Annotated in this window: 10 protein-coding genes and 1 tRNA gene; 7 read left to right on the top strand and 4 right to left on the bottom strand. The window is 58.0% G+C overall.

Annotation, left to right across the window (positions count from 1 at the left end; genetic code table 11):
- Nucleotides 1-45 precede the first annotated feature (45 nt).
- The gene (locus tag ASB66_RS11305) at nucleotides 46-1260 is read left to right on the top strand and encodes a GNAT family N-acetyltransferase (protein ID WP_060715793.1); all 1215 of its coding nucleotides are present in this window, start codon (nucleotides 46-48) and stop codon (nucleotides 1258-1260) included.
- A gap of 50 nt (nucleotides 1261-1310) precedes the next feature.
- Here ASB66_RS11305 and ASB66_RS11300 read toward each other — a convergent pair whose 3' ends face one another.
- Nucleotides 1311-3554 carry a GumC family protein gene (locus tag ASB66_RS11300; protein WP_060715794.1) on the bottom strand — a complete coding sequence of 748 codons (2244 nt, stop codon included), beginning with the start codon at nucleotides 3552-3554 and terminating at the stop codon, nucleotides 1311-1313.
- 177 nt (nucleotides 3555-3731) lie between these two features.
- Here ASB66_RS11300 and ASB66_RS11295 point away from each other — a divergent pair, with 177 nt between their 5' ends.
- The 6 genes from ASB66_RS11295 (at nucleotide 3732) to ASB66_RS26470 (ending at nucleotide 9863) form a co-directional block, all read left to right on the top strand.
- Entirely contained in the window at nucleotides 3732-4301 is a 570-nt protein-coding gene (locus ASB66_RS11295; RefSeq protein WP_060716018.1) for a polysaccharide biosynthesis/export family protein, read from the top strand.
- The gene (locus ASB66_RS11290) at nucleotides 4301-5437 is read left to right on the top strand and encodes a glycosyltransferase family 4 protein (protein WP_060715795.1); all 1137 of its coding nucleotides are present in this window, start codon (nucleotides 4301-4303) and stop codon (nucleotides 5435-5437) included. The genes ASB66_RS11295 and ASB66_RS11290 overlap by 1 nt, the downstream gene beginning before the upstream one ends.
- 100 nt (nucleotides 5438-5537) lie before the next feature.
- Nucleotides 5538-7088, top strand: a complete 1551-nt coding sequence (locus tag ASB66_RS11285; RefSeq protein ID WP_060715796.1) for an undecaprenyl-phosphate glucose phosphotransferase — start codon at nucleotides 5538-5540, stop codon at nucleotides 7086-7088.
- The gene (locus ASB66_RS11280; protein ID WP_060715797.1) at nucleotides 7085-8311 is read left to right on the top strand and encodes an O-antigen ligase family protein; all 1227 of its coding nucleotides are present in this window, start codon (nucleotides 7085-7087) and stop codon (nucleotides 8309-8311) included. Before ASB66_RS11285 ends, ASB66_RS11280 begins: the two co-directional genes overlap by 4 nt.
- Before the next feature lie 31 nt (nucleotides 8312-8342).
- Nucleotides 8343-9602 (top strand): glycosyltransferase, encoded by a 1260-nt coding sequence (locus ASB66_RS11275; protein WP_060716019.1) that lies wholly within the window; start codon nucleotides 8343-8345, stop codon nucleotides 9600-9602.
- Between the two features lie 111 nt (nucleotides 9603-9713).
- The gene (locus tag ASB66_RS26470) at nucleotides 9714-9863 is read left to right on the top strand and encodes a hypothetical protein (RefSeq protein ID WP_015915610.1); all 150 of its coding nucleotides are present in this window, start codon (nucleotides 9714-9716) and stop codon (nucleotides 9861-9863) included.
- 98 nt (nucleotides 9864-9961) lie between these two features.
- Here ASB66_RS26470 and ASB66_RS11265 read toward each other — a convergent pair whose 3' ends face one another.
- The 3 genes from ASB66_RS11265 to ASB66_RS11255 form a co-directional block, all read right to left on the bottom strand.
- Nucleotides 9962-10990 (bottom strand): extracellular catalytic domain type 1 short-chain-length polyhydroxyalkanoate depolymerase, encoded by a 1029-nt coding sequence (locus ASB66_RS11265; RefSeq protein ID WP_060715798.1) that lies wholly within the window; start codon nucleotides 10988-10990, stop codon nucleotides 9962-9964.
- A gap of 505 nt (nucleotides 10991-11495) precedes the next feature.
- Nucleotides 11496-11572, bottom strand: a tRNA-Pro gene (locus tag ASB66_RS11260).
- Between the two features lie 101 nt (nucleotides 11573-11673).
- Nucleotides 11674-13050: a sensor histidine kinase gene (locus ASB66_RS11255; protein WP_060715799.1), complete on the bottom strand. Its 1377-nt coding sequence runs from the start codon at nucleotides 13048-13050 to the stop codon at nucleotides 11674-11676.
- Between the last annotated feature and the right edge of the window lie 6 nt (nucleotides 13051-13056).

The raw sequence follows: 13056 nt of genomic DNA, 5'->3' as shown, positions 1-13056 counted from the left end.
ATAAGCTGGTGCTGCCTCGACAGGACCGGAGAATGCAGCGTGGCGATGATCGATCCGAAACGGCTGACTGAAACCGCCAGCGGCCAAGCTTCTGCGGCAGATATCGCTGTGGACGTTCTGCCCGCGATGGAGCCGCTGGAGGCCGACTGGCGCTGTCTGGAGCGCAACAACCAACTGTCGCTGCACCAAGGTTATGACTGGTGCCGCGCCTGGGTAAAAACCCATGGCAATCCGCTGGCCATCCTGCATGGCCGCAGCAACGGACGCAGCCTGTTCATCCTGCCGCTGGAAATCACCCGTCATGCGATGATCCGCAAGGCAAGCTTCATTGCCACCCGCTTCACCAATATCAATACCGGCCTGTTCGACCCGGATTTTTTCCAGCAAATCGAGCCGGACACGGTCAAACAGTTGGGAAAGCAGATTGTCCAGGCGATGACCGGGCATGCCGATCTCGTTCATCTCGGCAATATTCCGTTCTCCTGGCGTGGATTGTCTCATCCCCTGGCTGGCCTACCGGCTGTCGAACATCAGAACCATGCTTTCCAACTGCCGCTTCTAGGCGACTTCGAACAGACACTCTCCCAGATCAACGCCAAACGGCGGCGCAAGAAATACCGCAACCAAGTCCGCAAGCTGGAAGCGAGCGGTGGTTTCGAACATATTATTACATCCGGTGAAGAGCAGAAAGCCTGGCTGCTGGATATGTTCTTCCGGCAAAAAGCCGTCCGCTTCGAAACCCTCGGTCTGCCGGACGTGTTTCAGGAGCCGGAGACACAGGCATTCTTCCAGTTGCTGCTGCAAAGCGAGGCAGGCGGATTGAACGTGCCGCTGGAGCTGCATGCGCTGCGGTTATCGGGCAGTCATCATAACGGCAATATTGCCGCCATCGCCGGTCTGTCACGCAAGGGCGATCACGTTATCTGCCAGTTCGGCTCGATAGACGAAAGCATTGCCCCGGAGACCAGCCCCGGCGAATTGCTGTTCTGGCTGATGATCGAACAATGCTGCGCCGAGGGGGCCACCCTGTTCGACTTCGGCCTCGGCGACCAGATCTACAAGCGAAGCTGGTGTCCTATGGAAACCGTGCAACACGATATTTTGCTGCCAGTGACCCCTCTGGGAAAGCTAGCCGCCACAGCGGAGCGTAGCCTGATCCGCTCCAAGGCGTTCATCAAGGGGCATCCACACCTTTACAGCGCCCTGCAAAAACTCCGCGCCCGTAGCAATGCGCAGGCGGATGATCCGGGCAAGGATTAGAGCCTGAAGTCTACAAGGGAAAACCGAATCTGCCTTTTCCCGGACAAAGTCTAAGCCACCCGCTGGCCACCATCATCCGGCGTCATCGCACTGTCGTCACTCATCAGCACCAGATCACTATAGCCCACAGCTTCGAAGGCGGACATAATCTGCGCCAATTGCTTGCGGTCCGGATTGGGCGCGGAAAGAATGACTTCATGGTCCTGGGCCTTGCACAGGCCAACGACATTATCGGCGCTGGCCGGGCCGCATTCGATCAGGACCAGATCGTAAACGTCGGCAAGCGCCTCGACCACCATGGACAGCCGCTCGATGCCACGCAGCGCCTGACGGATATCGCTATTGCCCTTCGGCACGATATGGGCGTTTGACAATCGGTCGGAATGGATGGTTTCGCCGAAGGCCACGTCGCCGCACAGCAGATCGGTCACCCCGGGCAGATCGTTTCGCTCGGCCATCAGCGCTGTCGGATAACCGGAGCCGGTCATGTCGATCAGGATCACCGTGCGTTCGGCTTTGGCCACGGCGCGTGCCAAAAGCACGGTTGCCGCTGAACCATCATCGCCGGAAGGCGAGATGACCACCGCTTTGGAAACACCATGTCTCGTCAGATAACGCGCCACCGACGCGATTGAAAACTCATGATCGGCATCGGTGAAGGCCGCGTGATGTTGACCGCTTTCACGTTCAGGATCTACCGGTGCGATGGGCGGGGTTTCCTTTTCGATCCTTTCGGCCGCTGCCGTCGCTGCGATCGCCGCAGCCGCCGTATCCAGTCTTGGCCTCTGCCTTGTGGGCGTGGCTAGCGGTTCGTCAAAGGCAGGCTCACCGGTCCGGCGGCGGGGATATTCCTGCGCAAACCGCCCGCTGCGGTCTGGATCGACCGGGCCGACAGGCTTCAGCGCCCGGCCACTGAACAACTCCGCCAGCATGATGACGATCATGCTCAACACCAGAGCCGCCATGGCGGCCACCACTGTAATTGGCAGGACCTTGGGAAAATTCGGTTCACTCGGCTCGGAGGCGCGGGAAATCACCCGGGCATCGGCAGGCGTTGCATTGCTGTCCAACCGGCTGGTGGCTTCGCGGTAGCGGGCAAGATAGGTTTCCAGCAATTGCCGCTGCGCGCTGGCTTCCCGCTCCAATGCGGCAAGTCCGACCTGGCTGTCCCCAGCCTTGGCGCTTTGTGCCTTGAGGGTCGTCAGCTGCCGGTCAAGTTCCGCTTCGCGCATCCGCGCCACATTGGCCTCGGTTTCCAAGCTGGAAACCACTTTTCTGGTCTCTTCGGCCAGTTGCTGGCGCAGGTTGGCCAATTGCGCCCGCAGCGCCTTGATGCGTGGATGACCGTCCAGAAGGCTGGTGGAGAGGTCGGAAATCTGCGCCTGTACGGCGGCTTCCGCCTGTTTCAACTGTTGCACGGCAGGAGAGGCCATGACGATATCGAGATTGTCGGTTGATCGCCCGGCCTTCAACGATGCCTTGGCATTTTCGGCCCGTGCCTGCGCACTGGCCCGGTCGGTGCGCACCCGCGCCAATTCCGTCGATATATCGTTGAGCTGCTTGGAGGCGAATGTGCCGCCCTCGCCGGTCGACAGCAGATCGGCATTGCGGCGATAGTCCGCGACTTTCTTTTCCGCGTCGGACACCTTCTGGCGCAGGTTGGAAATTTCAGGTTCCAGCCAGCGGGCCGCGTCCTCATTGCTATCAAGCTTGGCGCCGCTCTGGAGCGCTAGATAGACCTTGACCATTTCATTGGGAATGGCGGCGGCGAGCCGTGCATCCTTGGAGGAAAACTCGATGCCGATAACCCGCGACTTCTCCACCTGATAGACCTGAAGCTTTTCCAGGAAGGTGCGGATCACCCGGTCTTCAGGCGCCAGATCGAGTGGGTTCTTTTTCAGATGCAGCATCACCATCAGATCCGACAGGGCGGAGGGATGCAGATCGGGATCGAATTCGGTCAGTTCATAGAGCTTGAGATCCTTCACCACCTGGCGGATCAGATCCACCGAGCGGAACAATTGCACCTGGCTGGCAATATTCAGCTCGTCCAGCACCGGTTCCGAGGCCGCCGACTTGGCATTTTCTGCATCGTAATTGGGCGCGCGCGGCTCGATCAGCACCGTGGTTTCGGCGCGGTAGGTTGGACGGATCATGCTGGCCCCGGCGAAGGCTACGCCAGCCGCCAGACAGGTGACGAGCAATACCCTGCCCTTTCGCTGCCAGACGGCGCGAAACAGCTGCAAGAGATCGATATCTACGTCCTGATGGGCGGCGACCGGTTGACCCGACATTCCATCCCTCCTTCAAATCTGTCCGGAGCGTAAACGAACATAGTAACTCAAGCGTTAACCGCCTGTGGTCATGGCAGCGATTGCAAGATAAGCTTGCCGGACTTGCGCTGCGATCTTTACACTCCCTTAACCATACTGGCCGATAAGAACATGATTATCTTCTATGGGAGCGTGCGCATGGTCACCGCCAAACAGATCTTGCTGGCTGTTGCCGTCACCCTGCTGGCGGCGCTTTCCAGTTGCGCCACCTACAAGCCGGCTTCGAAAGTCTTCCAGGAAGCGACGATCCAGCCCTACCGGCTGGACAGCGGCGACCGGCTGCGCATCACCGTGTTCGACCAGGCCAATCTGAGCAATACCTATACCGTAGACCAGGCCGGCTATATCGCCTTTCCGCTGATCGGCCAGGTCGCGGCGCGGGGCACCACCATGCCGCAGTTGGAAGGCACCATTGCCCAGCGGCTGCGCAAGGGCTATCTGCGCGATCCCGATGTCAGCATTGAGATCGACCGCTACCGCTCGATCTTCGTCATGGGCGAAGTCGGCCAGCCGGGGCAGTATTCCTATGTGCCGGGCATGACGGTGCAGAATGCCATCGCCGTAGCTGGTGGGTTCACCAGCCGCGCCAACGAACGCGATGTGGATGTGACCCGCAAGGTCAATGGTACCATCGCCACCGGTCGGGTGCCGATCACCGACCCGATCATTGCCGGTGACACGGTTTATGTGCGCGAACGGCTGTTCTGATGCCGGATGAAAATAGGCTGCGGATCATTCATTGCTTCCGCTCGCCAATTGGCGGCATTTTCAGGCATGTGCGCGATCTGGTCGAGCATCACGACGCGCTTGGCCATTCCGTCGGCATCATCTGCGACAGCAGCACCGGCGGCGACCATGAGGCCGCCCTGTTTGAGGAATTGTTGCCCCGCCTGAAGCTCGGCCTTATCCGCCAGCCGATCCGGCGCGCCATCGGCTTTGACGATATCAGCGCGGTACGCTCCTGCTATCGGCATATCAAGAGCCTGAAACCCGATGTGCTGCATGGTCACGGCGCCAAGGGCGGCGCGCTCGCCCGCATCATTGGCACGACCCTTCGCATGCAGGGATCAAAGGTTGTCCGCATCTATTCGCCACATGGCGGCAGCCTGCATTATCGCCGCAACAGGCCAGTTGGCAGGCTGATCTTTGCACTGGAAAAGCTGTTGGAACGCCAGACCGAAGCCATCGCCTTTGTCTGTGGCTTCGAGCAATGGTCCTACGGGTACAAGGTGGGAAAACCAAGCTGCGACTCCCGACTGATTTTGAACGGGATCAGCGACAGCGAATTTCGACCTGTGCCACTGCGTGACGCAGCCGTGGATTTCGTCTTTATCGGCATGTTACGCGATCTGAAAGGCCCTGACGTCTTCATCAATGCCGTGCTGGAGGCTGAACGGCTGCTGGGTCGTCCGCTGACTGCCGCTGTCATCGGCGACGGCCCAGATCGCGACACCTACGAGCACCAGATTCACCAGCGCGGCCTTGGCCTTCGCATGCAATTGCTGCCTGCCATGCGGGTCTCGGAAGCCTTTACCTTCAGCAATATTGTCGTCGTCCCCTCCAGGGCCGAATCCATGCCCTATATTGTGCTGGAGGCGATTGCAGCCGGAAAATCAGTGATTGCCAGCGCTGTCGGCGGCATTCCAGAAGCCCTGGGCAAAACCAGCGCCGCACTTGTTGCGCCCGACAATGTCGAGGAACTGGCCGCTACCATGGTCAAGGCACTGACCGAGCCCGACTGGAAACAGGTGGTCATGCCGGACCCAACGCTCTTCCATGCCCGATTTTCAGCCTCTGCCATGGCTGAGAAAATGCTGACGCTTTACCGCGATCATTCGGTTTGACAGCCGCTGCGACCTGCATCATCGTGGGACGGGTCCTGCCGAAGCTAAAGGTTTTTTAGCACATTTGCGGTATACAAACGTTGCAAAATGAATTGCCGCGATGAAGGCGCTAGAGACTTTGGATGTAGCAAAGCTCCGTCAAAAACTGAAGGAAGAGGCTGAACAGACCGGCGCAAGCGGCTCTTCATCGTCTCCGACCGTCGAATTGTCACCGCTCGCCAGCCGGGTGGCGGAGCAATTACGCCGTGCCAATCGCTCGCCCAGCATCATGCTCGGGCAATTCGGTCTGCTGGAATTTTCCTGGTTGATCGCCACCAGCCTGCTTTCCGGCTGGCTAACAATGGACGGACCGATCGACACACTCCTGCACATCGGTGCTTTCGGCGCCCTTGGTGCGGTGGTTTTTGTCCTGTTCACGCAATTTGCCGACGGCTACCAGATACATACGCTGCGCCGTCCGTTCCGCTCAGTAAAGCGAGCCCTGACCAGTTGGCTTCTGGTTGTCGCCTTGATGGTCGGCATCCACTTTGCCTGGAATGCCCAGTTGTTTAGCGCCAGCTGGCTGGCGACCTGGGCGGCAATCTCGGCTCTGTTTCTCCTGCTTGAACGCTATGGCATGGCACTGGCCATTCGCAGCTGGACCCGTAACGGCATCATAGAGCGACGCGCCGTGGTGGTTGGCGGTGGAGAGCCTGCCAAACAATTGATCCGCACGCTGGAAAGCCAGCAGGATAACGATATCCGGATCTGCGGTATATTTGACGATCGACAAGGCGACCGGTCGCCCAATATCGTCGCGGGTTATCCCAAGCTCGGCACCGTTGCCGAACTGGTGGCCTTTGCACGCGAAACACGGATCGACATGCTGATTATCGCCCTGCCAATCACCGCAGAAGCGCGTATCCTGGAATTGCTGAAACTGCTTTGGGTCCTGCCAGTGGATATTCGGCTGGCGGCCCATTCGAACGGCCTGAGATTCAGACCCCGCGCCTATTCCCATGTCGGCGATCTGCCGATGCTGGATCTGGTCGACAAGCCTATCCGCGACTGGGACCAGGTTGCCAAACGGGCCTTCGACATCATTTTCAGCCTGGCGGCCTTGGCCGTGTTCTGGCCGGTCATGGTTCTGGCCGCCATAGCCATTAAATCCACGTCCAAAGGGCCGGTGCTGTTTGTGCAGAAGCGCCATGGTTTCAACAATGAAGTCATCAAGGTCCTGAAATTCCGCTCGATGTATACGGAAATGAGCGACCCGACCGCCAAGCTGGCCGTCACCAAGAACGATCCGCGCGTCACAACCGTCGGCCGCTGGCTGCGCAAATCGTCGATGGATGAATTGCCGCAATTGTTCAATGTATTGCGCGGCGATCTTTCGCTGGTCGGGCCACGTCCGCATGCGGTCATGGCGCAAACCCGCAACCGCCATTACAGCGAAATCGTCGAGAGCTATTTCGCCCGCCACCGGGTCAAACCTGGCGTGACAGGCTGGGCGCAGATCAAGGGATGGCGCGGCGAAATCGATAGCGACGACAAGATCAAGGGCAGAACCGCCCATGACCTCTATTATATCGAAAACTGGTCATTGCTGTTTGACCTGAAAATCCTGTTGATGACGCCGATCAGCCTATTCAACACGGAAAACGCTTATTGAGTGCGGTCAGCCACCATAGCAGCCCGCCTTTCCGGCCAGGCTTTGCGGCCATAACCCTGACGGGATCGGCACTGGTCGGCTTTGGCGTATTCTTGCTCGGCTTCGTGTTCATGGAGCCAGCCCCTTACGAATTGTTCATGGCAGCACAGATCCCCCTGTGGTTCCTGCTGGGCCTGAAAATTTCTCGCAGCGTCGCACCGCTTCTGGCGCTGATGCTCACCTTCAATGTCGGCGGCCTGATCTCGCTGACAACAATGACGGACCTCAATGAAGGCCCGCTCTATGTTGCCGTCTCGACCTTCTTGGCTGTGACTTCGGTTTTCTATGCAGCGATCATCGAGGAACGGCACGAACGGCTGCGACTGATTTTCAACGCCTGGGTTCTGGCCGCAGTCGCCACCGCCCTTCTGGGCATCCTGGGCTATTTCCACGCCTTTCCCGGCGCTGCGATGTTTACGCGCTATGACCGGGCCATGGGGGCTTTTCAGGACCCCAATGTGTTTGGCCCGTTTCTGATCGCGCCGTCGCTCTACCTGATCCATGGCCTTCTGACTGGCAGGCTGCTGGACGCGCCCTGGAAGATCCTTTGCCTACTGATCCTCGCACTTGGCGTGTTCCTGTCGTTTTCCCGGGCGGCCTGGGCGCTTTTTCTGTTTAGCGCCATTGCCATGGTGCTGATCCTGCTGATCAAGGAGCGCAGCGGTGCCTTCCGCCTGAAAATCGTGCTGCTGGCACTGACGGCGGCCATCGCTCTTGTTGTGGCGCTGACCGTAGCCCTGCAATTCCAGCAGGTGCGCGACCTGTTTTCCAGCCGCACCCAGCTTGTACAGGACTATGATGGCGGCCATCTCGGGCGCTTCGAGCGCCACAAGATCGGCTTCCTGATGTCGATGGAAAAGCCCCTCGGGATCGGGCCGATGGTGTTCAGCAAGATCTTTCCGGAGGATGAGCACAATATCTGGCTGAAAACCCTGACATCCTATGGCTGGCTCGGCTTCGTCTGTTTTATCGCCATGCTGGTCTGGAGCATTTGCTTCGGCTTCAAATGTCTGCTCTACGACCGTCCTTGGCAACCCTATCTGATGATTGCCTGGATCGTGCTGATCGGCCACGCCCTGATCGGCAATGTCATCGATATCGATCACTGGCGACATGTGTACCTGCTGTTCGGAATCCTTTGGGGATGCAGGGCACTGGAAATCAATTGGCAAAGACACAACTGAACATCAGGGGAAGCGTTTGGTGGAGGAAAACGTGAGAGATGGCCAGGGAATTGCCGATGGGCAGCATCTGCGGATCTTGCAGGTCTTGGAGCCGAGCGGCGGTGGCTCCGGCCGGCATTTCATCGATCTTTGCGCAGGCCTCGCCGCCTGCGGCCAGACGGTGACGGCGGTCTATTCTCCATTAAGAGCCGAAAGCCGGTTCGTTGACGAATTGCTGGCCCTGCCGCTGCACGAGATCATAGCGCTGGACATGCACCGTGCAGTTGGCCCCTGGGATCTCGCCTCCTATAGGGCGCTAGGGCGGCTGATCCGCGACAAAGGCCCATTCGACATCGTCCATGGCCACAGTTCCAAGGCAGGTGCGCTGACCCGGCTGGCAACCCTGCCCGGGCGCAATCCACCGGTGCTTTACACGCCCCACGCCTTCCGCACTATGGACCCGACGCTCGGCTCCAAAGGCCGTCTGGTTTATGGCGGCGTGGAACGGCTGCTTGGACGATTTTTCAGCGACCGGGTCATTTGCGTTTCACCGGACGAATATCATCACGCCATCGCGCTGGGCATTCCGGCGCGTACACTCCGCATTGTCGCCAATGGCGTCAAATATCCGCCCGGCGACGTACGCTCGCAGACACGCGCGCACTTCGGCATTGCCCATGAGCACCTGGTTTTCGGTTTCATCGGCAGGCTCGTGGCCCAGAAAGCCCCGGAGCGGTTAATCCGCGCCTTTGCCAGTATTGCAGATCAGATGCCCCAGGCTCGCCTGGTGATGATCGGCAGCGGCGAGCGGGAAGCGGAATTGCGCGCCATGATCCAGACCCTTGGCCTTGACGGCAAGGCCCAGATCCGCAGCGACATGAGCGGACATGACGCCATCCAGGCCTTCGACATCCTGGTTGCTCCGAGCCGCTACGAGGCTATGTCCTATGCGATGCTGGAGGCCGCAGCCGGTGGCCTTCCCCTCGTTTTGACAGCAGTGGGCGGAACGAGTGTGGTGCTGGAAAATGGCGTCAACGGCTTTGCCGTGCCCAATAGCGATGAGATCAAGCCGCTTGCAGACGCCATGGTCGCCTTTCGCGATCCCTTGATGCGGGCGCAGCTTACAGCGGGGGCCTTGAGCCGCCGTAACAACTACCGGCTTGAAAAAATGGTGGCCGAAACACTGGCGATCTACCGGGACCTACTGCCGCAAACCACGCCATGCCCGGTGATTAAACACGAAACCGACAGCAGACTTCGAACGCCCGGAGACCACACGACCTTGCGGCTCGCCAATCAGATTGGCGAATGACCCAAGGCAACTGACAGGTATTTTTTCGCACGCATGGAACAATTTCTCTTCTGTCGCATTAAGCAGCGCGTTCAGCCGAAACAGTTGGCGGACGGACAGAAGAGGGACAGCATGAACCGCACAAACGGTCTTTACTTGATCATCGGCGCATTGGTCGTCATCGTCGTTGGCCTCGGGGCCTATGCCTATCACGAGGAAACCAAGCCAAAGGGCGTTGAGCTCAGCATTGGCAAGGACGGCGTCGCCGTCGAACAGAAATAATCCTTAGCCCGCGCGTTTGCCTTACAGAGCTGTGCGTTTTAAAACGCACAGCTCTGTAAGGCTTTATAATTCATGCGTAATTTTCAAATGTCGGCGGATCATGCGACCTTGCGTTTGCCTTCCGCCACGTCGAGACCCCAGCTTTCTACGAGCAGGGATGGCAAATGCAGGTCGCCAGGCAGCATATAGGGCATTGCCTGCCCCTCACCCGCCTTGATCGGCAAGCCATGCCCCAGGCCATCCATTACGGCATATTCCACCTTGATCGCACCGTCTGCGTCATGCCAGACATAGCCGTCGCTCCGGCCATAGGCCACGGGCTTTGCCTTGCCGTCCAGCAAGCCATGCACGGCAAGCCATTGAATGACCAGCGCATCGGCATTCTTCTGATGGACGACATTGTCATCCCTGCCCTGCCAGATCGAAATCCTTGGCCAGTCCTGACCTTCGGGCGCGGCCTGATAAACCAGTTGCGCCCATTCATCCGGGGCTTTGGCCACACCATTATGCATGATGTTCAAGGCATTCATCGCATCCCGTGCGCCACCAACTGGTAGGCCTGCGACTACGGCACCCGCCTTGAAGATATCGGGATAGGCGGCGAGAGCCGCAGCGGCCAGCGCACCACCGGCTGACAGGCCCATGATGAAAATATTGTCGGTGCTGAGGCCATGGGCCTCGACCATGGTGTCGATCATCTGGCGGATCGAGCCAGTCTCACCACGGTCACGGGCAACAGCACTCGGGCGAAACCAGTTGAAACACCCATTCGGATTGTTGGAACTGCGCTGTTCGGGGTAAAGCAGCGCAAAACCGTGCTGACGTGCCAGACGGCTCCAGCCGCTGCCATCATCGAAATCCTTGGCCGTCTGTCCACAGCCGTGCAGCACGACCACCAGCGGCGCGCTCGGCGGCAAGCCAGGAGGCACATAGGTCATCATCCGCAAATGTCCGGGATTGCTCCCAAAGCTGGTGTTTTCAACAAGGCGTGGCTGGGCGGGCTTTCTTGGTTTCGGCGCGACCTTCTCGCGCGGCGTGGCGCTCTCAACCAAATCCACAAATGCCTTTTGTAGTTTTTTTTGGCGGCGAACCATGGCGGCCACCGATTTTGGAACATTCAATCGCATCGCATCTGCCTTCCTGACGGCTGCATTCTCTCGTCTGCTTCACAAGCCGCCAATACTTCTGGCCCTCAAAAACTCATGGTGAATATCATCGCATGCTAATCTCGAAGGTTATGAGGACCAACGACAAGGCATATTGCTGCACTGCACCCAATATAAGGCAGAGACCGGACTTTATCGATACCGGAGCTACACCATTCGGTGCTTTTGCAGCCTGTCCAGTCTCTTCAAAGCCCAGAAAACCTGAGAATAACCCTTAAAATATAGAGGGTTACAGAAAAAATCTGTCTATTATGTGCACCGCAAAAAAAGCATTATACATTATAAACATAAAACTATTGAGATTAACTTACGCCCTGAAAGGAATACGCGAGCACAAAGCCGCCGCCTCTCCCCACAATAAAAGGGCTTCAGCAAACCTGAGTGTAAGGCACTGTAACGCTCAAAATCGCCATATGGTTTGAAGAGAGGCAATCACCCAAACCTGGGGGGGAGTGATTGAAATAAATGGTCGGGACGGCAGGATTTGAACCTGCGACCCCTTGACCCCCAGTCAAGTGCGCTACCGGGCTGCGCTACGCCCCGACCCGCTCCTAAGAGCAAGGTTCACTTAGAGTTTTTGACTTTCGGGCGCAAGCGGAATTTTGCCCGGACAGATCAAAAACGCGCAAAACACACCTCAAAGCTCATTCCGCCAAGATCGACGGTGGAAGCCTGACGGTATACGTCGTGCCGTTGGAGCTTGTCGCGCTGGCCAGGGAACCGCCGAGTTGCTTGACAAAGGCTTTGACGAACTGGGTGCCAAGCCCCGACCCTTCCGATTTGCCGCTGAGACCGATTCCATTGTCGCTGACGGTCAACGCGACTTCACCTTCCCGGCGCTGAAAGCCAAGAACAACCTCGCCCTGCCCCGATGGAAAGGCATATTTCACGGCATTGGTGGCGAGTTCATTGACAATCAAGCCGATCGATACGGCATAATCGGGTTGAATGCTCAACGGCTCGGTCTTGGTGCTGATCGTGATGTTCGAATTCGGGCTCAAAAGGCTCTTACGGATCGTGGTGGTGATGCCTTTCAGATAGGTTTCCATGTTGACGGGGCCAAAGGCACTGGATTGAGCAATCACGTCGTAAAGCTCGGCAACGGCCCTGATCCGCGCCTGCATGGCCTTATATCCTTCAGCGCAGGGTTCTGCGGCACGGCGAATCTCATGAGAGACGAAAGAGGAAATGATCTGCAAGCTGTTTTTGATACGGTGCGCCAGTTCCGCTGCCAATATATCCCTGTGTCTGTCAAGCATCACGGCCTCAGTCGCATCCTCGAACACGACGAGCATCCGAGTGACATGATTGCCTGGTCGAAATATTTTCCTGGCATTGATCTTGAACACACGCCGGCCCAGACCGGGAAAATCGTCCTCCAGCAGCAAGCCATCGACATGCTCGTCGCGCGGCAGAACACGTTCCAGAAGATCGTTGAGCGCCGCCACATTCCACTGGCCGTCCCCGAGCGTTTTCAACTGCTGGCCGACAACCTCCGTGGATTGAACGCCGAAAAGTTTCAGGAAAGAACGGCTGGCAAAAACAACGCTCATGTCGTGCTCCAGCACCAGCAGTGGATCACGGACCGTATCGACAATATTCTGCGCAAGAATCCAGCTCCGCTCAGCCTCTGCGCTAGCAAGACGCGCTTCTGTAATGTCGTCAATCGACATCAAAAACAGGCTTTCAGCATCGCTCGTGCGTTGAACCCTCCGCACGTTGACCAGCATGATCCTATGGCCCAGATCCGGAAAAACAACGTCAACTTCGTGAGCATTAACGACGGTATCGAGCGGAACGATCTGCTCCAACAGCGATCGAAGCCGAGGAATATTCCAATGGCCGCCCTTCAGGTCGTATAATTGCCGCCCCAGCGTCTCTTCTGACGCGATCTGGAAGTTGGCGTAAAAGGCTTGATTGGCGGCAAGCACAGTCAGATCCTGGCTCAGAATCAGCACTGCGTCACGGGATGTATCGATGATGTCCTGAGGCAGGATTTCGTTGAGCGGAAGATTGGTCAAGGGGTG

Source organism: Gillisella vitis (genome assembly GCF_001541345.2).
Classification (GTDB): domain Bacteria; phylum Pseudomonadota; class Alphaproteobacteria; order Rhizobiales; family Rhizobiaceae; genus Allorhizobium; species Allorhizobium vitis.
This window is presented reverse-complemented; position numbering and strand designations above follow the sequence as displayed.